General features: G+C 43.1%; 31 protein-coding genes and 1 rRNA gene. 2 read left to right on the forward strand and 30 right to left on the reverse strand.

From position 1 onward, the window contains the following. Positions 1-86 precede the first annotated feature (86 nt). Together M1E09_RS21050 and M1E09_RS21055 are read right to left on the reverse strand one after the other, a co-directional pair. A 16S ribosomal RNA gene (locus tag M1E09_RS21050) occupies positions 87-1,638 on the reverse strand. A gap of 336 nt (positions 1,639-1,974) precedes the next feature. Then, positions 1,975-2,202, reverse strand: a complete 228-nt coding sequence (locus M1E09_RS21055) for a hypothetical protein (protein ID WP_456275046.1) — start codon at positions 2,200-2,202, stop codon at positions 1,975-1,977. Between the two features lie 139 nt (positions 2,203-2,341). Between M1E09_RS21055 and pdaB the strand changes: the two genes are divergently transcribed. Next, the gene (gene pdaB / locus M1E09_RS21060; RefSeq protein ID WP_456272741.1) at positions 2,342-3,091 is read left to right on the forward strand and encodes a polysaccharide deacetylase family sporulation protein PdaB; all 750 of its coding nucleotides are present in this window, start codon (positions 2,342-2,344) and stop codon (positions 3,089-3,091) included. 46 nt (positions 3,092-3,137) lie between these two features. Here the strand turns inward: pdaB and M1E09_RS21065 are convergent, their stop codons facing one another. Next, entirely contained in the window at positions 3,138-3,755 is a 618-nt protein-coding gene (locus M1E09_RS21065) for a KinB-signaling pathway activation protein (RefSeq protein WP_456272742.1), read from the reverse strand. A 151-nt stretch (positions 3,756-3,906) separates the two neighbouring features. On the opposite strand from M1E09_RS21065, the gene gerD reads away from it, so the two are divergent. Then, positions 3,907-4,563 (forward strand): spore germination lipoprotein GerD, encoded by a 657-nt coding sequence (gene gerD, locus M1E09_RS21070; RefSeq protein WP_456272743.1) that lies wholly within the window; start codon positions 3,907-3,909, stop codon positions 4,561-4,563. A gap of 327 nt (positions 4,564-4,890) precedes the next feature. On the opposite strand, the gene M1E09_RS21075 is transcribed toward gerD, so the two are convergent. The 27 genes from M1E09_RS21075 to rplE form a co-directional block, all read right to left on the reverse strand. After that, on the reverse strand, positions 4,891-5,952 hold the full coding sequence (locus M1E09_RS21075) for a P-loop NTPase (protein ID WP_456272744.1): 1,062 nt from the start codon (positions 5,950-5,952) through the stop codon (positions 4,891-4,893). A gap of 114 nt (positions 5,953-6,066) precedes the next feature. After that, complete coding sequence (cwlD, locus tag M1E09_RS21080) at positions 6,067-6,774, reverse strand: N-acetylmuramoyl-L-alanine amidase CwlD (RefSeq protein WP_456272745.1); 708 nt, start codon at positions 6,772-6,774, stop codon at positions 6,067-6,069. A gap of 70 nt (positions 6,775-6,844) precedes the next feature. Continuing rightward, on the reverse strand, positions 6,845-7,291 hold the full coding sequence (locus M1E09_RS21085) for a DUF2521 family protein (protein WP_456272746.1): 447 nt from the start codon (positions 7,289-7,291) through the stop codon (positions 6,845-6,847). 704 nt (positions 7,292-7,995) lie between these two features. Continuing rightward, positions 7,996-8,388 carry a 30S ribosomal protein S9 gene (rpsI, locus tag M1E09_RS21090; protein WP_456272747.1) on the reverse strand — a complete coding sequence of 131 codons (393 nt, stop codon included), beginning with the start codon at positions 8,386-8,388 and terminating at the stop codon, positions 7,996-7,998. 22 nt (positions 8,389-8,410) lie between these two features. Next, a complete protein-coding gene (rplM, locus tag M1E09_RS21095; protein ID WP_421382691.1) occupies positions 8,411-8,848 on the reverse strand; it encodes a 50S ribosomal protein L13 in 438 nt (145 codons plus the stop codon). A 208-nt stretch (positions 8,849-9,056) separates the two neighbouring features. Then, entirely contained in the window at positions 9,057-9,794 is a 738-nt protein-coding gene (gene truA, locus M1E09_RS21100) for a tRNA pseudouridine(38-40) synthase TruA (RefSeq protein WP_456272748.1), read from the reverse strand. A gap of 14 nt (positions 9,795-9,808) precedes the next feature. Then, positions 9,809-10,606, reverse strand: a complete 798-nt coding sequence (locus M1E09_RS21105; protein WP_456272749.1) for an energy-coupling factor transporter transmembrane component T family protein — start codon at positions 10,604-10,606, stop codon at positions 9,809-9,811. Next, positions 10,603-11,472, reverse strand: a complete 870-nt coding sequence (locus M1E09_RS21110; RefSeq protein WP_456272750.1) for an energy-coupling factor ABC transporter ATP-binding protein — start codon at positions 11,470-11,472, stop codon at positions 10,603-10,605. The genes M1E09_RS21105 and M1E09_RS21110 overlap by 4 nt, the downstream gene beginning before the upstream one ends. Next, positions 11,448-12,284, reverse strand: coding sequence for an energy-coupling factor ABC transporter ATP-binding protein (locus M1E09_RS21115; protein WP_456272751.1), 837 nt, complete (start codon positions 12,282-12,284; stop codon positions 11,448-11,450). The genes M1E09_RS21110 and M1E09_RS21115 overlap by 25 nt, the downstream gene beginning before the upstream one ends. A gap of 338 nt (positions 12,285-12,622) precedes the next feature. Further along, positions 12,623-12,985, reverse strand: a complete 363-nt coding sequence (rplQ, locus tag M1E09_RS21120) for a 50S ribosomal protein L17 (protein ID WP_148941952.1) — start codon at positions 12,983-12,985, stop codon at positions 12,623-12,625. Between the two features lie 43 nt (positions 12,986-13,028). Further along, on the reverse strand, positions 13,029-13,973 hold the full coding sequence (locus M1E09_RS21125; protein WP_113929781.1) for a DNA-directed RNA polymerase subunit alpha: 945 nt from the start codon (positions 13,971-13,973) through the stop codon (positions 13,029-13,031). Positions 13,974-14,140: 167 nt separating this feature from the next. Continuing rightward, positions 14,141-14,530, reverse strand: a complete 390-nt coding sequence (gene rpsK, locus M1E09_RS21130; RefSeq protein WP_113929780.1) for a 30S ribosomal protein S11 — start codon at positions 14,528-14,530, stop codon at positions 14,141-14,143. Between the two features lie 24 nt (positions 14,531-14,554). After that, a complete protein-coding gene (rpsM, locus tag M1E09_RS21135) occupies positions 14,555-14,920 on the reverse strand; it encodes a 30S ribosomal protein S13 (protein WP_148941950.1) in 366 nt (121 codons plus the stop codon). A gap of 24 nt (positions 14,921-14,944) precedes the next feature. Next, positions 14,945-15,058: a 50S ribosomal protein L36 gene (rpmJ, locus tag M1E09_RS21140; protein WP_003156543.1), complete on the reverse strand. Its 114-nt coding sequence runs from the start codon at positions 15,056-15,058 to the stop codon at positions 14,945-14,947. A gap of 38 nt (positions 15,059-15,096) precedes the next feature. After that, complete coding sequence (infA, locus tag M1E09_RS21145) at positions 15,097-15,315, reverse strand: translation initiation factor IF-1 (RefSeq protein WP_113929778.1); 219 nt, start codon at positions 15,313-15,315, stop codon at positions 15,097-15,099. Then, positions 15,302-15,628 (reverse strand): KOW domain-containing RNA-binding protein, encoded by a 327-nt coding sequence (locus M1E09_RS21150; protein ID WP_456272752.1) that lies wholly within the window; start codon positions 15,626-15,628, stop codon positions 15,302-15,304. Before M1E09_RS21150 ends, infA begins: the two co-directional genes overlap by 14 nt. 15 nt (positions 15,629-15,643) lie before the next feature. Next, positions 15,644-16,390 (reverse strand): type I methionyl aminopeptidase, encoded by a 747-nt coding sequence (gene map, locus M1E09_RS21155; protein WP_456272753.1) that lies wholly within the window; start codon positions 16,388-16,390, stop codon positions 15,644-15,646. Beyond that, a complete protein-coding gene (locus M1E09_RS21160) occupies positions 16,390-17,040 on the reverse strand; it encodes an adenylate kinase (protein WP_456272754.1) in 651 nt (216 codons plus the stop codon). The genes map and M1E09_RS21160 overlap by 1 nt, the downstream gene beginning before the upstream one ends. 57 nt (positions 17,041-17,097) lie before the next feature. Further along, on the reverse strand, positions 17,098-18,393 hold the full coding sequence (gene secY / locus M1E09_RS21165; RefSeq protein WP_456272755.1) for a preprotein translocase subunit SecY: 1,296 nt from the start codon (positions 18,391-18,393) through the stop codon (positions 17,098-17,100). Continuing rightward, on the reverse strand, positions 18,393-18,833 hold the full coding sequence (rplO, locus tag M1E09_RS21170; RefSeq protein ID WP_456272756.1) for a 50S ribosomal protein L15: 441 nt from the start codon (positions 18,831-18,833) through the stop codon (positions 18,393-18,395). Before rplO ends, secY begins: the two co-directional genes overlap by 1 nt. Before the next feature lie 31 nt (positions 18,834-18,864). Continuing rightward, complete coding sequence (rpmD, locus tag M1E09_RS21175) at positions 18,865-19,047, reverse strand: 50S ribosomal protein L30 (RefSeq protein WP_119548608.1); 183 nt, start codon at positions 19,045-19,047, stop codon at positions 18,865-18,867. Positions 19,048-19,059: 12 nt separating this feature from the next. Beyond that, positions 19,060-19,560: a 30S ribosomal protein S5 gene (rpsE, locus tag M1E09_RS21180; RefSeq protein ID WP_456272757.1), complete on the reverse strand. Its 501-nt coding sequence runs from the start codon at positions 19,558-19,560 to the stop codon at positions 19,060-19,062. A 21-nt stretch (positions 19,561-19,581) separates the two neighbouring features. Further along, positions 19,582-19,944, reverse strand: coding sequence for a 50S ribosomal protein L18 (rplR, locus tag M1E09_RS21185; RefSeq protein ID WP_456272758.1), 363 nt, complete (start codon positions 19,942-19,944; stop codon positions 19,582-19,584). A gap of 32 nt (positions 19,945-19,976) precedes the next feature. Next, positions 19,977-20,513 carry a 50S ribosomal protein L6 gene (gene rplF / locus M1E09_RS21190; RefSeq protein WP_456272759.1) on the reverse strand — a complete coding sequence of 179 codons (537 nt, stop codon included), beginning with the start codon at positions 20,511-20,513 and terminating at the stop codon, positions 19,977-19,979. 30 nt (positions 20,514-20,543) lie between these two features. After that, positions 20,544-20,942 carry a 30S ribosomal protein S8 gene (gene rpsH / locus M1E09_RS21195; RefSeq protein WP_456272760.1) on the reverse strand — a complete coding sequence of 133 codons (399 nt, stop codon included), beginning with the start codon at positions 20,940-20,942 and terminating at the stop codon, positions 20,544-20,546. A 30-nt stretch (positions 20,943-20,972) separates the two neighbouring features. Continuing rightward, positions 20,973-21,158: a type Z 30S ribosomal protein S14 gene (locus M1E09_RS21200; protein WP_456272761.1), complete on the reverse strand. Its 186-nt coding sequence runs from the start codon at positions 21,156-21,158 to the stop codon at positions 20,973-20,975. A gap of 25 nt (positions 21,159-21,183) precedes the next feature. After that, positions 21,184-21,723, reverse strand: a complete 540-nt coding sequence (rplE, locus tag M1E09_RS21205) for a 50S ribosomal protein L5 (RefSeq protein WP_456272762.1) — start codon at positions 21,721-21,723, stop codon at positions 21,184-21,186. Positions 21,724-21,733: the final 10 nt, after the last annotated feature.

Below are 21,733 nucleotides of genomic sequence, written 5' to 3' on the forward strand. Positions count from 1 at the left end.
GTTTTCAAAGAACAATGTTTTGACGGTATTAAACCATCAAAACTGAACAAAACAAAATCAAATCGTCACGTCTCATATATCCTTAGAAAGGAGGTGATCCAGCCGCACCTTCCGATACGGCTACCTTGTTACGACTTCACCCCAATCATCTGTCCCACCTTAGGCGGCTGGCTCCAAAAGGTTACCTCACCGACTTCGGGTGTTACAAACTCTCGTGGTGTGACGGGCGGTGTGTACAAGGCCCGGGAACGTATTCACCGCGGCATGCTGATCCGCGATTACTAGCGATTCCAGCTTCATGCAGGCGAGTTGCAGCCTGCAATCCGAACTGAGAACGGTTTTATGGGATTTGCTAAACCTCGCGGTCTTGCTGCCCTTTGTACCGTCCATTGTAGCACGTGTGTAGCCCAGGTCATAAGGGGCATGATGATTTGACGTCATCCCCACCTTCCTCCGGTTTGTCACCGGCAGTCATCTTAGAGTGCCCAACTGAATGCTGGCAACTAAGATCAAGGGTTGCGCTCGTTGCGGGACTTAACCCAACATCTCACGACACGAGCTGACGACAACCATGCACCACCTGTCACTCTGTCCCCCGAAGGGGAAAGCCCTATCTCTAGGGTTGTCAGAGGATGTCAAGACCTGGTAAGGTTCTTCGCGTTGCTTCGAATTAAACCACATGCTCCACCGCTTGTGCGGGCCCCCGTCAATTCCTTTGAGTTTCAGTCTTGCGACCGTACTCCCCAGGCGGAGTGCTTAATGCGTTAGCTGCAGCACTAAAGGGCGGAAACCCTCTAACACTTAGCACTCATCGTTTACGGCGTGGACTACCAGGGTATCTAATCCTGTTTGCTCCCCACGCTTTCGCGCCTCAGCGTCAGTTACAGACCAGAAAGTCGCCTTCGCCACTGGTGTTCCTCCACATATCTACGCATTTCACCGCTACACGTGGAATTCCACTTTCCTCTTCTGTACTCAAGTCCCCCAGTTTCCAATGACCCTCCACGGTTGAGCCGTGGGCTTTCACATCAGACTTAAGAGACCGCCTGCGCGCGCTTTACGCCCAATAATTCCGGACAACGCTTGCCACCTACGTATTACCGCGGCTGCTGGCACGTAGTTAGCCGTGGCTTTCTGGTTAGGTACCGTCAAGGCACCGCCCTATTCGAACGGTACTTGTTCTTCCCTAACAACAGAGCTTTACGATCCGAAAACCTTCATCACTCACGCGGCGTTGCTCCGTCAGACTTTCGTCCATTGCGGAAGATTCCCTACTGCTGCCTCCCGTAGGAGTCTGGGCCGTGTCTCAGTCCCAGTGTGGCCGATCACCCTCTCAGGTCGGCTACGCATCGTCGCCTTGGTGAGCCGTTACCTCACCAACTAGCTAATGCGCCGCGGGTCCATCTGTAAGTGGTAGCTAAAAGCCACCTTTCCACTTTTCCTCATGCGAGGATAAGAAGTATCCGGTATTAGCCCCGGTTTCCCGGAGTTATCCCAGTCTTACAGGCAGGTTACCCACGTGTTACTCACCCGTCCGCCGCTGACTTCAGGGAGCAAGCTCCCATCAGTCCGCTCGACTTGCATGTATTAGGCACGCCGCCAGCGTTCGTCCTGAGCCAGGATCAAACTCTCCGATAGAAGTTTGACTTGCTCATTTGCTAATTTTAAAGTGTTAGCAACTTTGTAAGAACTGTGTTCTTACTAGAATTAACGTTGACGTTTTGTCTTGTTTTGTTCAGTTTTCAAGGTTCAATCTGTTTCGCCGCTCGTTTTTGGCGACTTAATCATCTTACCATTTTCGAAAAGCTGAGTCAACAACTTTTTTAAAATGTTTTTTTAATGATGTTTTGTTGCGCCGTTGTGTAACAGCGACCTTTAATAATATATCAGGATAGCAATTGAAAGTCAACAGCTTTCACAAAAAAAATATCCGGCATATGCTTGTCCCCTAAACTTCCTTTAAGAGTCTTCTGTTCACCTCTCCTGTTGCAGCTTTGATGTCTTCATATATTTAATGCACTCTTTATGAGACGCAACCCTTTTAAATAGAGCGAATAATATTTTGTACCTTTCGTCCATTGCTCGTTTAACAATGTGGTCTATCCGGGAATCTTTTAAATCAAATAGTATTTCATCCATTTCTCTTTTCAGTAAATATTCTATTTCTTGTTTTTCTCTTTCATTTATTAAGAAGCCCAGCAATACTTTCACCCCTTCTGTATGTTAATTGTAGTTTTTTCCAAAAGAACCGAATTTATAATATGCTTTTTCTCATTTCTGTAATATTTTTTCCTCGGACATGCATATGTTAGAACAGGAAATCGTGTCTTGGAGGGATAGTATGAATGTTTTCTACACATTGAATGCCAGGAGAATAAAACAGATTGTACTTATTTTGGTTATCTCTTTTTTCACCGCATTATTCATTTTTACCGGAAGCCTGTCTGCTTTGCCGGTTTTTTCTACAGAAGATGGACCTAAAGCAATATATAAAGGCGATAAGGGGATCTCCCTTACCTTTAATGTCGGATGGGGAGATGAAAAAGCTGAACCAATCCTTGAAGGACTTGAGAAACAAGGGGTGCAATCTGCCACATTCTTTCTCTCTGGCTCTTGGGCAGAGAGACATCCGGATATAGTTGAAAAGATCATTAAATCAGGTTATGAAATCGGCAGTCTTGGCTATGCATATGAAGATTATAGTGATTTGGACGACAGCAAGGTTCGGCAGGATATTCTTAAAGCTCAGGAAGTTTTTGAAAAGCTGAATATTGAAGATGTGAACCTGATCAGGATGCCTACTGGCCATTTTGATAAAAGGGTTTTAACCATAGCTGATAAACTGGGCTATACCGTTGTGCATTGGAGTGTTAATTCACAGGATTGGACAAATCCGGGAGTGGAGAAGATTTTGGAAAACGTCTCTCCTGCTAAAAAAGGTGATATTGTTCTGCTGCATGCATCAGATTCAGCGAAGCAGACACAAAAAGCACTCCCTCAAATCGTTAAAATGTTAAAGTCAAAAGGGGAATTCATCAGTGTTTCTGAAATGATCGCTAATGGGAAGGCAAAAACTACCCTTGTCCCTTAAAAGAAAAAGGCTGGAACCGCCATCTAATTAGCGGTCCAGCCTTTTTTTATTTCTTCGCCATTCTTTCCTCTTCTGATCTTCTGTTATATTTCGGCAGCATAAGTAGCTGATAGGCATTACATGCTAATAAGGCAAACAGCATCAAAAAGAGCCACTTACTTTCGTTTGCTTGAAGAACCGGGAGCCATTCAAGCACTGTTACAACCACCATAAAGAACATCGCTGAAACGAATGTATTTTGCCCGGACTGTTTGTTCTTTATAAAAGCAACAACTAAACCCGCTGCCACAATTAACAGAAACAAAAAGATATAGGAGAACAATATCTCTCCATCCGCAGTAAACCCATCAAAACGGAAATAAACTAAATCAAAAAGAACAAATGCCGTTATTACAATTTGAACCGTTTTCCAAAAAGAGCGGAACATACCCAGCCCAAATTGATGTACCGTTAAATACGCAAAGAAGCCCATCTGACTGATCACACTGAACGTAAAGCCAACTACTACCAGCCAGAAAAATACAGATACAATTTTCCCGATGTCAAAATCTTTAAACCAAGGCTCGAATTCATTCCACCTTAATATTAATCCTGAAATACCAGTTACAAGCCCACCTACCATAAGCGTGGAGAAAAATAATCGAATCCAATTCCGGATAGTCACTTAAGAAATGCCTCCATTACATTTTTTTGTACTTCTTTGATTGTACCAAACGACCATTTAAAAAATCCACATCAACCTTGCCATGCGGTATATTTTTTTTTATTTTACTCATATTAAATGTAGGGATATTTTTAGTGAAAGGGGCTTAAAGATGAAAAAATTATCCTTTCTTATATTAGTTCCGCTCTTCTTTCTCTCTGCCTGCGGAGGCGGGGGAGGCGGAGGCCAAGCAAGCAGCCAGCCTGATTACGAAGAAACCAAGAAAATGGTCGTAGATATATTGAAAACCGATGATGGCAAAAAAGCCATTCAGGATATTATGTCTGATGAAAAAATTAAACAAGAGTTGATTATGGATGAAGGGGTCGTAAAAGAAACGATTATAACCACCCTGACATCAGAAAAAGGCAGTGAGTTTTGGAAAAAGTCCTTTGAGGATCCAAAGTTTGCCGAGGCAATGGCCAAAAGCATGAAAGGCGAAAATGAAAAACTTCTGAAGGACTTAATGAAGGACCCTGAATATCAGGGTATGTTAATGGATATCTTCAAAGATCCTGAAATGCAAAAGGAAATTGGGGAAACTCTTAAAAGCAAAGAGTATAGGGAACATCTGCAGCAAGTCGTCACGGAGACATTCGAAAGTCCTTTATTCAAAGCTAAAATCCAAGATATCTTGATTAAAGCTGCAAGTGAGATGAAAGGACAGGGCGGAGAACAAAGTAAAGAAGGCGGGGCTGAAGGTGGCGGAGGCGAATCCGGCGGTGGTGAAGGCGGAGGTTCTGAATCCGGTGGCGGTGAAGGCTCTTAGATAGGAGAAAGCGAGCGGGAAATCTGCTCGCTTTTAATGTGTGTTCTGTTGCAGGGAATATATAAGCATGAGGGGGCTGTGTTTTTGATTCGGAGACATTTGGGACTAATATTTTTCAATTACTACCTGTTTCGGACTCCGCAACAACATTTAAAGCTTTCACTGTCCGAATAACTGTCTTATTCGGACTCCCCAATCCCTCTTTAGGGCTTTTCTGTCCGAATGAAGAATCACTCCTCCCACAAATCCCATTATCTCTTAAAGATAAAAAAAGGAGCGGTCCATTCGGCGTCTTGCAACGAATGGACCGCTCCTTCAAGAAGGTGCTTATGAAAGCAATTCAATTACTTTATGTGCGATATCACCGTAAATTTTGCCTATACGGTGGTCAACATCATAGACGGATGGCGCAAAGTCATCCTCATTCCAATCTGGCTGTTGAAGAGGAAGTTGCCCAAGAAGGTTTGTCCTCAATTCTTCTGCGAGTTTCTCTCCGCCGCCTTTGCCGAAAACATATTCTTTTTCCCCTGTTGTTTTGCTTTCGAAGTAAGACATGTTCTCGATAACACCCAAGATTTCATGATCGGTGCTCAAAGCCATTGCTCCTGCACGGGCAGCAACAAATGCTGCAGTCGGATGAGGTGTCGTCACGATGATTTCTTTACATTGTGGAAGCATCGTATGGATATCAAGTGCTACATCCCCTGTTCCAGGAGGTAGATCAAGGAGAAGATAGTCAAGGTCTCCCCATTCTACTTCACCGAAAAAGTTGTTTAACATCTTACCGAGCATTGGTCCTCTCCAAATAACAGGCGCATTGTCTTCCACAAAGAAGCCCATGGAGATGACTTTCACTCCAAACCTTTCAACCGGTATAATTTTTTCTCCTCTGACAACCGGCCTTTTCACAATACCCATCATATCAGGGACACTGAAGCCATAGATGTCTGCATCCACAAGCCCCACTTTTTTGCCTGCTCTTGCCAAAGAAACAGCAAGGTTAACGGCCGCAGTTGATTTCCCCACTCCGCCTTTTCCGCTGGCAATGGCTATAAACGTTGTCTTGCTTCCAGGCGAAAGAAGGTTTCCGGACTCACCATCCGCTTCCCCTTGAGCACCTCTATGCTTTTCCAGCTCTTCAGGAGAAAGGTCCGCAAAGCGTATACCTACTGTTTCCGCTCCATTTTCTTTTAAGATCTTAACGATTTCCTGCTGCATCTGCATTTGTTCAGCCGTTCCCGTTTTGGCAATGGCTACTTTAACGCTGACATGCTGTTTCTCTTCTTTTACATTAATTTCAAGCACGCCATTTGTTTCCTCAAGCGTTTTATGTAGGAAAGGATCTTTGATTTTATATAATAAATCTCTCACTTGCTGTTCTGTTAACATACTGGCACCTTCCTTTAATCTTGAATTCGTTTTCATCCTATTCCAGTATAACATATTCTAATTGTATTGAATTGTCTAACACCTTGCATACCAAAATAAAAAAAACTGAGAGGCTTAATCCTCATCAGTTTCCTCATCATAGTATTTCAATATACCCTCATAAATAGAAGCGGCGACTTTTTCCTGATACTTCTCGGTCATCAGGTTTGCTTTCTCTCCAGGATTGGAAAGGAAGCCGATTTCCACGAGTGCACCCGGTTTATTAATATGCTTAACCAGATAGACATTCTGGATGCCTTTCGCCTCTCTTGTTGTATTTTCCAGGTTCCTGATCAATTCAGATTGAATGGACTTTGCGATGGCTTTATTTTCTTTATATTTTGGATTGTAAAATGTCTGCGCCCCGCTCCACCTGCTGGAAGGAATCGCGTTCAGATGAATGCTCAAGTAAAGATCTGCTTCTGATTCATTAATGAGCTCCAGCCTTTTTTTCAAGTCAGCTGTCTTCCTTCTGCTGTACCCCTTCATACCTTCTGGCGCCAGATCACTGTCATCATCCCTTGTCATCATGACAAGTGCGCCTTGTTCCTGAAAATAATCTCGCAGCTTTTCTGAGACCTCCAGTGCAATATCTTTTTCCAAAGCCTGCTTGTCGCCGGCTCCCCCATCAGGGCCGCCATGTCCCGGATCAATATAAATAATCTTTCCCGATAAAGGAAGATTCCAGGATTCCCATGTGTCGGTATCCAGCAGCTTATATTGAAAAATAAGAAATAATATGATGACGACACTGGCAAATCCAATTATCTTTAATTTATTCATTCACATTCCCCTCCCCCATCTCTATAAAAAATATGGGACAAGGGCTGAATTTAGAACTGAGGAGCTAAAATTAATGCATCCTCAGCTTGTGTCTCTTTATACCATTTGTATAACCTTCACTCCACCATGTTTCTACAAAATGTTCACAGCTGTAGTAAAAGGATTCATCTACTGTATTGGAAACTCCGAGCTCTGCCCAGTAGAGCCAGAAGTTATATAACGTATCTATATAGTGTTTCATTTCGGTTTGGCAACGATCTTGTACCTCCTCTGGAGATTCACCCTTATAGCCAAACTTGCTCATTTTGCCGCCTAGCAAATAGGCTTCAACAGCCACATCAAAACAAGCCTCATCAAACCCCTGCTGCATAAAGACACCGCCCTGGATCTTGATTTGTCCAAAATGTTTACGGACGCTTTCCTGCAGCATCTTAATCGAAATCTCACGCAGCAGCTTCCTTTCATGCTGTATCTGCTTCTCTCTTCTTTTCGAATTAAACGAAGTAATTACGTTCAAGGTATTTCCCTCCCTTTGAACGTATTTTTTGCTTAATATCTGACTTCATTCGAGCAATGGTTTCCAATTTGGATTCGGGGTGTCTGCTTTGTGACAGGCACGCCCCGGATATTGTCGAAATGATGTGCCTCGCTGGACGAGCGACAGACATCATCCTCGGGTTTCATCGAATTGATGTACCCCGCTGGACGAGCGACGGACATCATCCTCGGGTTTCATCAAAATGATGTACCTCGCTGGCCAAGCGAAGGACATCACCCTCGGATTTCATCAAAATGATGTACCTCGCTGGCCAAGCGAAGGGCATCACCCTCGGATTTCATCAAAATGATGTGCCTCGCTGGCCAAGCGAAGGGCATCACCCTCGGATTTCATCAAAATGATGTGCCTCGCTGGCCAAGCGAAGGACATCACCCTCGGATTTCATCGAAAAGGTGTACCTCGCTGGACGAGCGACGGACATCATCCTCGGGTTTCATCAAAATGATGCGCCTCGCTGGCCGAGCGACAGATATCATCCTCAGATTTCATTGATTTAATTTATCTCGGATAACAGATTTTTCCGATCTGAATATCTGCCTGATCCTCTAGAGAATGCCTTCTCCCTCCTCTATCACTAAGTCTATTACCCATGCCAAACCAAATACCTGGACAACAAAAAATCCCAGCTGGGTAATCCAGCTGGGATCGAACGATAATAAAGATTAACGTTTTGAGAACTGAGGTGCACGACGAGCGCCTTTAAGACCGTATTTTTTACGTTCTTTCATACGAGCGTCACGAGTTAATAATCCTGCGCGCTTAAGAGTTCCGCGGTATTCAGGATCAGCTTGAAGCAATGCACGAGCGATACCGTGACGGATTGCACCAGCTTGGCCAGTGTATCCACCACCGTGTACGTTTACTAGTACATCGTAGTTTCCTACTGTTTCAGTAGCTACTAGAGGCTGTTTGATAACCTCACGTAGTGCTTCGAATGGGATGTAGTTTTCTACTTCACGATCATTAATAACAATTTTTCCGTTACCTGGTACTAAACGTACGCGAGCTACTGAGCTCTTACGACGACCAGTTCCGTAATATTGAACTTGTGTCAAGATAATAACCTCCTCTTATTGATTATCCGCGAAGTTCGTAAACTTCTGGTTTTTGTGCTTGGTGCGTATGCTCTGCGCCAGCGAATACGTGTAACTTCTTGAACATTTGACGGCCTAAAGAACCTTTTGGAAGCATACCTTTGATTCCAAGTTCAAGCATTTTTTCTGAGTAGTTTGTACGCATTTCAAGAGCTGTACGAGATTTCAAACCGCCTGGGTGTTGGCTGTGGCGGTAGTAGATTTTGTCAGTAAGTTTCTTACCTGTTAGTTCAATCTTGGAAGCGTTGATGATGATAACATGATCACCAGTGTCAACGTGTGGTGTGAAAGTTGGTTTGTGTTTACCGCGTAAAATAGATGCTACTTCGCTTGAAAGGCGACCAAGAGTCTTGCCTTCAGCGTCGACAACGTACCATTTACGTTCGATTTCATTAGCTTTAGCCATATATGTCGTACGCATGAGTTTTACCCTCCTAAAATTTATCAATCATATAAAAAGTTCCGTTAGTATTTATCTTTAATCACAATAAGATTCCGGGGCTTATCGTGGGGTTAATAACATACCATATGTTATAATATCTTTTTCCCACTCTTATGTCAAGGGAATGTTACACCTGGATTAGTTGTTTTAGAATTTTTTTTTCAATCGTCCGATTTCACATCGATTATCAATAGAAAACCTTCCACAAATAAAGCCCTTGCGGTGCAGCTGTTTTGCCAGCCTCTATGCGGTTTTTTGCTTCAAGCATCCGTTGTACATCTTCTGCCTTATACTTTCCGCGGCCAACCTCCAGCAGGGTTCCTGACAGGATCCTGATCATATTGTACAGAAATCCATTCCCGACATAGGAGAATGTTATTTCTTCTTCTGTTTCTTCAATATCAATACTATAAATGGTCCTTACCTTATCTTCTACTTCCGTCTTGGCCGAACAAAAACTGGTAAAGTCGTGTTCACCTAATAGAGTATTGGCAGCACGCCTCATCTCTTCGATGTCCAGTATAAATGGATAATGAAGGGCGAAATGCCTTTTAAAAGGGTCAGCGATCTTGCTTCGGTAGACTCTATAGCGATACTCTTTTCTCACGGCAGAAAAACGGGCATGAAAATCTGATGGCACCACTTCAGCAGATGTGACCACAATCTCAGGGGGCAGCTTGCTGTTCAATACAGTCGGCCACTTTTCACCGGGTACAGAAAGCCCTGTATCAAAGTGAAAAACCTGCCCCTTTGCGTGGACTCCGGCATCTGTTCTCCCGGATGACACGATTTTCACTGATTCTCCCTTGTGAATCTCACTTAGCGCATTTTCGACCTCAAGCTGAACAGTCCGCTTGCCAGGCTGTACCTGATAGCCTGCAAACGGGTAACCATCATATGCCACAATACATTTTATACGACGCATAAGAACCTCCTAGCTTATCCCCTGAAAACAATCAATACTCCTGCCAGAATAACCAGGGATCCGAGCACAACAGTATCTTTGCCGGTCCAGCTGAGCACCCTGTATTTCGTTCGTCCCTCTCCGCCTTTGTATCCTCTGGCTTCCATGGCTGTCGCGAGGTCTTCTGCCCTCTTGAAGGCACTGACAAACAAAGGGATCAACAGCGGTACAATGGATTTAATTCTTTCTTTCACCGGACCTGAAGCCAGTTCTGCTCCTCTGGCTGTCTGGGCTTTTATGATTTTATCCGTTTCTTCCATCAAGGTAGGAATAAATCTAAGAGAGATACTCATCATCAATGCCATTTCATGGACAGGGAATTTCACCTTGTTCAATGGTTCCAAAAGGGTTTCCAGACCATCTGTAATGGATATAGGCGAAGTCGTCATCGTCAATAAAGTGGTAACGATAATTAAGTAGGTAAACCTTAGAGAGATGAAGATAGCCTGCCTAAGACCTTCTTCATGGATTTTCACAATACCGGCATCCAACAGCACATCCCCTTCTTTTGTAAAAAGGATATGAAGCAGGAAGGTGAACAGGACAAGCCACATGACCGGCTTAAGTCCCCCAAGCAGGAACTTCAAGGGCACTTTCACTGATAACATTGACGCGAGAGTGAATGCTCCCAGCAACGCATACGTAGCAGCGTTATTAGCGAGAAATACTATACATATAAAGGCAAATACAAAGATCAGTTTTGATCGCGGGTCCATTCTATGGACAAATGAATCACTTGGAATATAACGGCCGAAAATCATTTTATCCATCATAATCGGCCACCACGTTTCGTATAGGCTTCAACCTCTGATGCGAGTTCATCGATGGTCAGGCATGTCCTGTCAAATTTATATCCCAGCTGCTGTTCAATGCGATATTGGAACTTGACCACATCCGGTACATCCAGCCCCAGCGAAAACAGCCACTCCGGTTGAGAAAAGATCTCTTGGGGTGAGCCTTTACCGACAAGCTTTCCTTTTTGCATGATGACTATCTCATCTGCATATTGGGCAGCATCCTCCATACTGTGTGTCACGAGAACCGTTGTCAGCCCTTTCTCCTGGTGAATGCGGTGGAACATGTCCATTATCTCCGTCCGCCCTCTGGGATCAAGTCCTGCTGTTGGCTCATCCAGCACCAGGACATCCGGCTCCATGGCCAATACGCCTGCTATGGCGACTCTGCGTTTCTGGCCTCCTGATAGGTCAAACGGGGAGCGCTCCAAAACCTCTTCATTCAGGCCTACCGTCCCCATTAGTCTCCTTGCCCTTGCTTCTGCCTCTTCCTGTGAGATGCCGAAGTTAAGAGGGCCATAACAAATATCCTTCATGACGGTTTCCTCAAACAGCTGGTGCTCGGGAAATTGGAAAACGATTCCTACGCGTTTCCTGATTGGCTTCAAAAGCTTATTTTTCTTTTTTGGAGTAATTTCATAATCTCCTATCACTACCCTGCCTGAAGTTGGTTTCAGAAGAGCATTTAAATGCTGCAGAAGAGTGGATTTCCCTGAACCGGTATGGCCTATGATGGCTGTGTATTTCTTGGATGGCAGGAGGAGGTTGAGGTCCTCAAGAGCCAGCTTTTCAAAAGGCGTACCTGCAGAATACTTGTATTCTACTTGTTCGAGTGCAATGTCCATAAATCTCTCAGCAATTCTTCTTGTGATAAATAGGTCTCTTTCAAAGAAAGACCCCTGTTTCTCAACGCTTTTGCCATCCTGCTTGGAAAGGGGATATCCAAGCCAAGCTCCGTCAACTCTTCATCCAGCTTAAATATCTCCATTGGAGTGCCTTCCTTAAAAACTTCTCCTTTGTTCAAAACGAGAATCCTATCTGCCTTTGCAGCTTCTTCTAAATCATGTGTAATGGAAATGACAGTCAGATTACTGGTTTCTTTAAGCTCCCGAATCGTTTGAAGCACTTCCTGCCTGCCCTGTGGATCGAGCATGGAGGTCGCCTCATCCAAAATGATTATATCGGGACGCAATGCCACGATTCCGGCAATAGCAACCCTTTGCTTTTGTCCGCCTGACAGATGGTGAGGTTCTTGATTAAGAAAATCACTCATATTGACCAGCTTTAGCGCACCTTGGACTCTTTCTTCCATTTCTCCATGTGCTATACCGTGATTTTCTAAACCAAAAGCCACATCGTCTTCGACTGTCGTACCAACAAATTGATTATCAGGGTTCTGAAAGACCATTCCTATTTTGGCTCTAATATCCCAAACGCTTTCTTCTGATAAATGGATTCCGTCTACACTGACAGTACCTTTTTCAGGAAACAGCAACCCATTCAGCATTTTTGCGAGTGTGGATTTGCCAGAACCATTATGGCCTACGATCGCCAGCCATTCAGACCTATATACTTTTAATGAAATATCATTCAGTGCGTATCTGTCCTGATCGTTATAACGATAGCTTACATTTTCTATGGATATGAGCTCTCCCATAATGATCCTCCTCTCAACTCATCTAGACTCTCTCTGTTCTCTTCTATTTTTCATCTAATTGGGAATGCTACAGGTAAAGTTGCCTGCAAGCAAAAAAGTCCTCAATACAAAAAAAAGCCTGCACCTCGTTCCAAAGAAAAGCTGCTGCTTTCTTGTTCACTCTATGAACGGACTTCTATCGAATAGAAGCTGGAAGAGGTGCATGGAGCTAGACGAGTCACTTCAAGGAATGCTCATCATAACGCTCTGCTTTTTGTGTATTGACTAAGAAGTAAACAAAAAGGGCTAGAAGCAGTTAACATAATAACTGTCCTGCCCTCGTTGTGTTTTTATGAAAATTATACTAGCTCAATGATTACCATTGGAGCACCGTCACCGCGACGAGGTCCAAGCTTCATGATACGAGTGTATCCGCCTTGACGCTCTGTGTAGCGGCCAGCGATGTCAGCAAATAACTTTTGGACTGCATCTTGGTTCTCTTCAGCATTCGCAACTTCATGACGGATGAAGCTGGATGCTTGACGACGTGCATGCAAGTCACCACGTTTTCCTAATGTGATCATTTTCTCAACAACTGAGCGAAGTTCTTTTGCACGAGCTTCTGTTGTTTCGATGCGTTCGTTGATGATTAGGTCAGTAGCTAAATCGCGAAGCATTGCTTTACGTTGAGCGCTAGTACGTCCTAACTTTCTGTATGCCATTTAAGATTCCCTCCTTTGTTAACTATTCAAAGCTTTCGTTCTTTCAGTCGTCCTTGCGCAAGCCCAGACCTAAGTCTTCAAGTTTAACTTTAACTTCTTCCAGGGATTTGCGTCCAAGGTTGCGGACTTTCATCATATCTTCTTCAGTCTTGTTGGCAAGTTCCTGAACAGTGTTGATTCCAGCTCGCTTCAAACAGTTATATGAACGAACAGACAGATCAAGTTCTTCAATAGTCATTTCCAGAACTTTCTCTTTTTGGTCTTCTTCTTTTTCTACCATAATTTCAGCATTCTGAGCTTCGTCAGTAAGACCGACAAAAATGTTAAGATGCTCATTTAGAATCTTAGCGCCTAAAGAAATGGCTTCTTTCGGGCCAATGCTTCCGTCAGTCCAAACATCAAGAGAAAGTTTATCGAAATTAGTCAATTGACCAACACGAGTGTTTTCTACTTGATAGTTAACGCGTGAAACTGGAGTGTAAATAGAGTCGATTGGGATCACGCCGATTGGCAGGTCCTCACGTTTGTTTTGATCAGCAGGTGTATATCCTCGACCTCGTTGAGCTGTCAGACGCATACGGAAGTTGCTGTTAGTAGACAAAGTAGCAATGTGCAGATCCGGGTTAAGAACTTCTACATCACTATCGTGAGTAATATCAGCAGCTGTTACTACTCCTTCACCAGGAACATCGATTTCAAGCGTTTTCTCTTCATCAGAATAAATCTTCAGAGCAAGCTTTTTAATATTCATGATGATTGTCGTAACATCTTCCACGACACCTTCAATTGTTGAAAATTCGTGCAGTACACCATCAATTTGAATGGATGTAACAGCAGCACCAGGGAGTGAGGACAATAGGATACGACGTAAGGAGTTACCCAAAGTTGTACCATACCCACGCTCGAGTGGTTCTACGACGAATTTTCCAAATGCGGCATCATCGCTGATCTCAACCGTTTCAATTTTTGGTTTCTCAATTTCGATCATTAATATTTACCCTCCTTCAAAACGTCGAAATCCCGGTATCTCTTAGGTCACCGAAATTTCCCATGTTTACGTTCCCGATTGTATACCAACAACTGGTTTAATCTCTTTTGAACGCATCATTTTATCATATCCATTATTGACAGGGATACGAAAATTATACAGAGAAATTAAACACGGCGACGTTTTGGTGGACGACATCCATTATGAGGAACTGGAGTAACGTCTCTGATTGCAGTAACTTCTAGTCCTGCAGCTTGAAGAGCACGGATTGCTGCTTCACGGCCTGCACCAGGTCCTTTTACTGTTACTTCAAGAGTTTTCAATCCATGTTCCTGGGATGCTTTTGCAGCAGTTTCAGCAGCCATTTGTGCAGCGAAAGGAGTAGATTTACGAGAACCTTTGAACCCTAAAGAACCTGCACTTGACCATGCTACAGCATTACCATGAACGTCAGTGATCATTACGATAGTGTTGTTGAATGTAGAACGAATGTGTGCAATACCAGATTCGATATTCTTTTTCACACGACGCTTACGAGTGTTAGTTTTACGTGCCATTTTAAGATGTACCTCCTTTACTTATTATTTTTTCTTGTTCGCTACAGTCTTACGAGGACCTTTACGAGTACGAGCATTGTTTTTTGTGTTTTGTCCGCGAACCGGTAAACCTCTGCGGTGGCGAAGGCCACGGTAAGAACCGATTTCCATTAGACGTTTGATGTTAAGAGAGATTTCACGACGAAGATCTCCTTCAACTTTCAACTTGTCTACGATATCACGGATTTTTCCAAGTTCATCATCAGTCAAATCGCGAACGCGAGTGTCTTCAGATACACCTGATTCAGCAAGAATTTTCTTCGCAGTATTTTTTCCAATACCGAAAATATATGTTAATGAAATGACAATACGTTTGTCACGTGGGATATCAACACCAGCAATACGTGCCATATTAAAAGCGCACCTCCTTCTTTATTAGCCTTGTTTTTGTTTGTGTTTAGGATTTTCACAGATAACCATTACTTTACCTTTACGGCGAATAACTTTACATTTTTCGCAGATCGGCTTTACAGATGGTCTGACTTTCATCTTATTCTAACCTCCTTGAGAGTACGGAGTGCAATGAATTATTTATAACGATAAGTAACTCTTCCACGAGTCAGGTCATATGGAGATAGTTCAACTGTTACTTTATCTCCTGGCAGGATCCGGATAAAGTGCATGCGAATCTTGCCTGATACGTGAGCAAGTACCGTATGACCATTTTCTAATTCTACCTTAAACATAGCATTAGGCAAAGTTTCTACTACTGTGCCTTCTACTTCAATTACATCATCTTTCGCCATCGAATTTGTCTCCCTTCTTAACATCATCTAAGACTTCGTTCAAAAACTTTGTTAGAGCGTAACGCAGTTTCCCATTTGTCACTCGCCCAGTTTCCAATAAACTGTTCTGAACTTCTGGAGAGATATAATTGTGAAAATAGAGATGTTGAATGTTCTTTTTCTTTGGACGATCAAACTTTCGTTTATCTCCATCAGCAATTAATACAAATCGTTCATCCACCTGCCGGATGACAACCGAGAACTGCCCGGCGTCCCTTCCTCTTTGTGTTGAGACGATTTGCCCTATACATGGAGTCGTATCGGACTCGATCAATCAGATCACCTTCACTTAGGCTTTCGTTAAAATCTCGTAACCTTCTTCTGTAATGGCAATTGTGTGTTCGAAGTGCGCACACATTTTACCATCAACTGTAACAACTGTCCAGTTATCAACTAATGTCCTTACATAACGACTGCCTGCATTCACCATAGGTTCAATAGCAAGTACCATACCAGGTTTTAGACGCGGACCTCTGTTAGGAGGACCATAATGAGGAATTTGGGGATCCTCATGTAAGTCTTGACCAACCCCGTGTCCGACATACTCACGAACAATGGAAAACCCTTCTGCTTCAACATAAGTCTGAATCGAATGAGAGATGTTCGATAGACGTTCACCTGGTTTTGCTTCTTTTAAGCCAAGATATAATGATTCCTCAGTTACATCCAGCAGTCTTTGAGTTTCGTCATCTATAGTTCCAACAGGATAAGTCCAGGCGGAATCACCATGATAACCCATATATTTAGCACCGATATCGATGCTGATAATATCGCCGTCTTTCAACGTCCGGTCACCAGGAATACCATGGACCAATTCATCGTTTACGGAAGCACAAATGCTGCCACGAAACCCATTATAACCTTTAAAAGAAGGAATTGCATCATATTGACGTATGAATTTTTCAGCGATTGCATCCAATTCATTTGTCGTTATTCCCGGGGCAATATGCTTTTGCAATTCCTTGTGAGTGAGTGCGACAATCTTACCTGCTTCACGCATGATGTCTATCTCACGAGGAGTTTTACAAATGATCATTAGCGAGAGCTCCCGATTAGTTCATCAATTTCGGAGAAGACATCATTGATATCTCTCTGTCCATCGATATTAACTAAGTAGCCTTTATCTTGATAGAAGTCAAGAAGCGGCTGAGTTTGTTTAATATTGACATCCAATCGGTTCTGAACTGTCTCTGCGTTGTCATCAGCACGCTGATAAAGTTCACCGCCGCAGCGGTCGCAGACACCTTCTTCGCTTGGAGGATTGAATACCAGATGATAAGTAGCTCCGCAATTTTTGCAAATGCGTCGTCCGGTAAGACGTTCCATCAATACCTCTTTATCAACCTGTATATTAATCACATAATCAATTTTCTTGCCAAGGTCAGCCAGCATGGATTCAAGAGCATCAGCTTGAGCTACTGTTCTTGGAAACCCATCTAAAAGGAAACCTTTATGGCAGTCTTCTCTGCTGAGACGCTCGCGAACGATTCCGATGGTTACTTCATCAGGAACCAGTTCACCTTTATCCATAAAAGATTTTGCTTTCAAACCTAGTTCCGTCTCTTCTTTCATAGCAGCACGGAACATATCGCCTGTAGAGATATGGGGTATACCATACTTTTCAACAATCTTTTCAGCTTGAGTACCTTTTCCAGCACCTGGCAAGCCCATTAATACTATATTCACTCGAATTCCACCTCAGTCTCTATTATGGTTTCAGGGAACGAATGTCCCCAAAACCTTTTATTGTTTAATGAAGCCTTGATAGTGGCGTTTCACCAACTGAGCTTCCAGCCCTTTCATCGTTTCGAGTGCAACACCCACAACGATAAGCAAGCTTGTTCCTCCAATTTGAGCTGCCGGCGGAAGGCCTGCAAACTTAATGAAGAAAACCGGAAGAATGGAAATGACAGCTAAGAATATCGCACCGACGAAAGTAAGGCGATATAAGACCCTTGTCAAATACTCTTGAGTGTTTTTACCTGGGCGAATTCCCGGAATGTAACCACCTTGCTTCTTCAAGTTATCTGCCATTTGTTCTGGGTTAACTTGAATGAAAGCATAAAAGTAAGTAAATGCAATGATCAATGCTACATAGATAATCATTCCAACTGGCTGTGTATAGTCGAAGATGTACTGGATGGTGCTCGTTACATCATTCGTGCCAAAGAATGAAGCAATAGTCTGAGGCGTAATAATGAAGGAAATCGCAAAGATTACCGGAATTACACCTGCAGCATTAACTTTCAATGGCAAGTGAGTTGATTGTCCACCTGCAGTACCACGGCCTACAAGACGCTTAGCGTACTGAATAGGAATCTTTCTAAGTGCCTGCTGGATGAAAATAACACCTACTACAATCGCCACGATTGCTAAAATGATCAATAACGTCACAACAATGCGAAGGAACAGCTGTTCACCGGCACCTTCGAGTTGAGAAGCGTAATATTGGTTTACTGCATTAGGAATAGCTGCTACGATACCTGCGAAAATCAGAATCGAAATACCGTTTCCAACACCTTTGGCAGTGATCTGTTCACCCAGCCATAATAGGAACGCCGTACCAGCAGTTAAAATCAAAGCGATTAACATGTACGTCGTAACACTTGGGTTCGGGATTAAAGATCCACCATACATTGTGTTAAATCCATAAGACATACCCAGTGCCTGGATAAAACCAAGTATGATCGTGAAATAGCGGGTAAACTGAGCTAATTTACGGCGGCCAACATCCCCCTGTTTAGACCATTCCGTAAATTTAGGCACAACATCCATCTGCAGAAGCTGCACGATGATAGATGCTGTGATATACGGCATGATCCCCATAGCAAAGATCGAGAAGTTTTGTAAGGCTCCTCCGCCGAATGTATTTAGAAAGCCGATCAAGCCGGCCTGTTCTTGCATTTTCAGCACTTCTGCATCCACGCTTGGCACTGGAATGAAAGTACCTAAACGAAAGACGACTAGCATAAGAAGGGTGAAAATAATTTTGTTTCTTATATCACCCACGCGCATAAAATTGGAGATTGTCTGAAACATTAAATCACCTCAGTTTTACCGCCAGCAGCTTCAATTGCTTCTTTAGCAGTAGATGAGAATTTGTTTGCTTTTACTGTAAGCTTTTTCTCAATGTTACCTTTACCAAGAATCTTGATTCCAGCTTTTTCGCTGCTAACTACACCCGTTTCGATTAGAAGTTCAGGTGTAACTTCAGTTCCATCTTCAAAGCGATTTAATGCATCAAGGTTTACGATCGCATATTCTTTACGGTTGATGTTCGTGAAACCGCGCTTAGGAAGACGTTGGAATAAAGGTGTTTGACCACCTTCGAAACCAGGACGAGTTCCGCCGCCAGAACGTGCGTTTTGACCTTTATGACCTTTTCCGGATGTTTTACCATTACCGGAACCAGTCCCACGGCCTACACGATTGCGCTCTTTGCGTGAACCTTTTGCAGGTTTTAATTCATGTAATTTCATGTCGGCACCTCCTTATTTACAAAGAATCTAATTAAGCTTCTTTAACCGTGACTAAGTGAGCAACCTTATTGATCATACCGCGCATAGCAGCATTATCTTGTTGTTCAACTGTTTGATGAAGCTTACGTAAGCCCAGAGCCTTTACTGTTTCGCGTTGGTCTTTCGGACGACCAATCACACTGCGAGTGAGGGTAATTTCTAGTTTGTTTGCCATCGTTATCCCTCCTTATCCTAACAGTTCTTCTACTGATTTACCACGTAATTTGGCTACGTCCTCAGCACGTTTTAATTGTTTTAAACCTTCGATTGTTGCACGGATCATGTTGATTGGAGTGTTGGATCCCAATGATTTAGATAGGATATCAGCTACACCAGCCAATTCAAGTACCGCACGCACAGGTCCACCAGCGATGATTCCTGTACCGGCAGAAGCAGGCTTAATAAGGATTTCACCAGCACCAAAACGTCCGATTACTTGGTGAGGAGTAGTTCCACCTACCATAGGTACTTCAACAAGATTTTTCTTCGCATCTTCAATCGCTTTGCGAATAGCATCAGGTACCTCTTGAGCTTTACCAGTACCGAAACCTACGTGACCGTTTTTGTCTCCAACTACTACAAGAGCAGCGAAGCGGAAACGACGACCACCTTTAACAACCTTCGCTACACGGTTGATCGTTACTACGCGTTCTTCAAGTTCTAGTTTGTTTGGATCAATACGACGCATCTATATGTCCCTCCTTTTTTATTAAAATTCTAGGCCGTTTTCACGAGCAGCATCGGCTAATGCTTTTACGCGACCATGGTATAGGTAACCTCCACGGTCAAATACTACAGATTTCAACCCTTTATCAGTTGCGCGTTTGGCAATTAGTTCACCGACTTTAACTGCTGCGTCTACGTTTGCAGTAGAATCAAGACTGATTTCTTTATCTACAGTAGAAGCACTTGCCAAAGTTACACCATTTACATCATCGATCAATTGAGCGTAGATGTTTTTATTTGAACGGTATACGTTTAAACGAGGACGTTGTTCAGTTCCAGTGATTTTAGAACGTACACGTGCGTGTCTTTTCTTACGCGTTTTGTTTTTAGATGGCTTAGTGATCATTAAGGTCACTCCTTTCTACTGCCTAAGCGGCATTATTTACCTGTTTTACCTTCTTTACGGCGTACGTATTCGCCTTCGTAACGGATACCTTTACCTTTGTAAGGCTCAGGAGGACGGACAGCGCGGATGTTGGAAGCAATCGCACCAACACGCTCTTTGTCGATACCTTTGATTGAGATCTTTGTATTAGCAGGAACGTCGATTTCGATTCCTGTTTCAGGTTCGAATTCTACTGGGTGAGAGTATCCAACGTTCAATACAAGTTTAGTTCCTTGTTTTTGAGCACGGTAACCTACACCGATTAGTTCAAGATTTCTTTCGAATCCTTTAGAAACACCTTCAACCATGTTAGCGATCAAAGCACGAGTCGTTCCGTGTAATGCACGGTGTTCTTTTGATTCAGATGGACGAGTGATAGTCACTACGTTATCTTGAATTTCTACTTTAATATCCGGGCTGAATGTACGAGACAATTCACCTTTAGGACCTTTTACAGTTACGTTATTGGCATCAGTAGTAATTGTAACGCCTTCTGGCAGCTCGATAGGTTTTTTACCTACACGTGACATACTGTTGCACCTCCATTCATTTCAAAAATATTACCAAACGTATCCTAGTACTTCTCCGCCGACTTGCTGAGCGCGGGCTTCTTTGTCTGTTAATACTCCTTGAGAAGTAGAAACAAGAGCAACACCTAGACCGTTAAGTACTTTAGGAACTTCGTTAGCTTTTGCATATACGCGTAGACCTGGTTTAGAGATACGCTTTAAGCCAGTGATTACACGTTCGTTGTTTGAACCGTATTTCAAGAAAATGCGGATAACCCCTTGCTTGTTATCTTCTACAAATTCCACGTCACGCACGAAACCTTCACGTTTCAGGATTTCGGCGATTTCTTTTTTGATGTTAGAAGCAGGTATTTCTAGCTTCTCGTGACGTACCATGTTCGCATTACGGATGCGAGTAAGCATATCTGCAATTGGATCTGTCAATGTCATAATAATTTACCTCCTTCCCAATATAGGGTTTTACCAGCTGGCTTTTTTAACGCCAGGAATTTGACCCTTGTATGCAAGTTCACGGAAACAGATACGGCAAAGTTTGAATTTGCGGATTACTGAATGTGGACGCCCACAACGCTCACAGCGTGTGTATCCTTGAACATTGTACTTAGGTGTACGTTTTTGTTTTGCGATCATTGATTTCTTAGCCACATTTTCGCCTCCCTTTATTTAGAGATTACTTTTGAAATGGCATTCCGAATTGAGTCAATAACTCACGTGATTCTTCATCAGAGTTTGCAGTTGTAACGATTACGATATCCATTCCGCGTACTTTGGAAACTTTATCATAGTCGATCTCTGGGAAAATCAGCTGCTCTTTAACACCAAGAGTGTAGTTACCGCGACCATCGAATGCTTTTTTAGAGATACCGCGGAAGTCACGTACACGTGGTAGAGATACAGAGATTAATTTATCTAGGAACTCATACATACGCTCGCCGCGAAGAGTTACTTTCGCACCGATAGGCATGCCTTCACGAAGACGGAAACCTGCGATAGATTTTTTAGCTTTAGTTACGACTGGTTTTTGACCAGTGATAAGTGTCAATTCTTCTACAGCTACGTCTAATGCTTTTGCATTTGCAACTGCATCGCCGATACCCATGTTAACAACAATCTTTTCGATCTTAGGTACCTGCATTACTGATTTATAGCTGAACTTGCTCATTAGAGCTGGAGTGATTTCGTCATTAAATTTTACTTTTAGGCGGTTCATTTAGAGTACC

The organism is Bacillus sp. AK031, assembly GCF_053903065.1.

Excerpts from the sequence above, each read along its gene's own strand:
- M1E09_RS21110 (WP_456272750.1), bottom strand. The coding sequence starts at position 11,472 with ATGGACATTGCACTCGAACAAGTAGAATACAAGTATTCTGCAGGTACG.
- rpsH (WP_456272760.1), bottom strand. The coding sequence starts at position 20,942 with ATGACATTGACAGATCCAATTGCAGATATGCTTACTCGCATCCGTAAT.
- rplF (WP_456272759.1), bottom strand. The coding sequence starts at position 20,513 with ATGTCACGTGTAGGTAAAAAACCTATCGAGCTGCCAGAAGGCGTTACA.
- cwlD (WP_456272745.1), bottom strand. The coding sequence starts at position 6,774 with ATGAATAAATTAAAGATAATTGGATTTGCCAGTGTCGTCATCATATTA.
- rpsM (WP_148941950.1), bottom strand. The coding sequence starts at position 14,920 with ATGGCACGTATTGCTGGTGTTGATATCCCACGTGACAAACGTATTGTC.
- rpmD (WP_119548608.1), bottom strand. The coding sequence starts at position 19,047 with ATGGCAAACAAACTAGAAATTACCCTCACTCGCAGTGTGATTGGTCGT.
- rplE (WP_456272762.1), bottom strand. The coding sequence starts at position 21,723 with ATGAACCGCCTAAAAGTAAAATTTAATGACGAAATCACTCCAGCTCTA.
- rplO (WP_456272756.1), bottom strand. The coding sequence starts at position 18,833 with ATGAAATTACATGAATTAAAACCTGCAAAAGGTTCACGCAAAGAGCGC.
- rpsK (WP_113929780.1), bottom strand. The coding sequence starts at position 14,530 with ATGGCACGTAAAACTAACACTCGTAAGCGTCGTGTGAAAAAGAATATC.
- rplR (WP_456272758.1), bottom strand. The coding sequence starts at position 19,944 with ATGATCACTAAGCCATCTAAAAACAAAACGCGTAAGAAAAGACACGCA.
- rpmJ (WP_003156543.1), bottom strand. The coding sequence starts at position 15,058 with ATGAAAGTCAGACCATCTGTAAAGCCGATCTGCGAAAAATGTAAAGTT.
- M1E09_RS21115 (WP_456272751.1), bottom strand. The coding sequence starts at position 12,284 with ATGGGAGAGCTCATATCCATAGAAAATGTAAGCTATCGTTATAACGAT.
- gerD (WP_456272743.1), top strand. The coding sequence starts at position 3,907 with ATGAAAAAATTATCCTTTCTTATATTAGTTCCGCTCTTCTTTCTCTCT.
- truA (WP_456272748.1), bottom strand. The coding sequence starts at position 9,794 with ATGCGTCGTATAAAATGTATTGTGGCATATGATGGTTACCCGTTTGCA.
- infA (WP_113929778.1), bottom strand. The coding sequence starts at position 15,315 with ATGGCGAAAGATGATGTAATTGAAGTAGAAGGCACAGTAGTAGAAACT.
- pdaB (WP_456272741.1), top strand. The coding sequence starts at position 2,342 with ATGAATGTTTTCTACACATTGAATGCCAGGAGAATAAAACAGATTGTA.
- M1E09_RS21105 (WP_456272749.1), bottom strand. The coding sequence starts at position 10,606 with ATGATGGATAAAATGATTTTCGGCCGTTATATTCCAAGTGATTCATTT.
- secY (WP_456272755.1), bottom strand. The coding sequence starts at position 18,393 with ATGTTTCAGACAATCTCCAATTTTATGCGCGTGGGTGATATAAGAAAC.
- M1E09_RS21125 (WP_113929781.1), bottom strand. The coding sequence starts at position 13,973 with ATGATCGAAATTGAGAAACCAAAAATTGAAACGGTTGAGATCAGCGAT.
- rplQ (WP_148941952.1), bottom strand. The coding sequence starts at position 12,985 with ATGGCATACAGAAAGTTAGGACGTACTAGCGCTCAACGTAAAGCAATG.
- rplM (WP_421382691.1), bottom strand. The coding sequence starts at position 8,848 with ATGCGTACGACATATATGGCTAAAGCTAATGAAATCGAACGTAAATGG.
- map (WP_456272753.1), bottom strand. The coding sequence starts at position 16,390 with ATGATCATTTGTAAAACTCCTCGTGAGATAGACATCATGCGTGAAGCA.
- M1E09_RS21075 (WP_456272744.1), bottom strand. The coding sequence starts at position 5,952 with ATGTTAACAGAACAGCAAGTGAGAGATTTATTATATAAAATCAAAGAT.
- rpsE (WP_456272757.1), bottom strand. The coding sequence starts at position 19,560 with ATGCGTCGTATTGATCCAAACAAACTAGAACTTGAAGAACGCGTAGTA.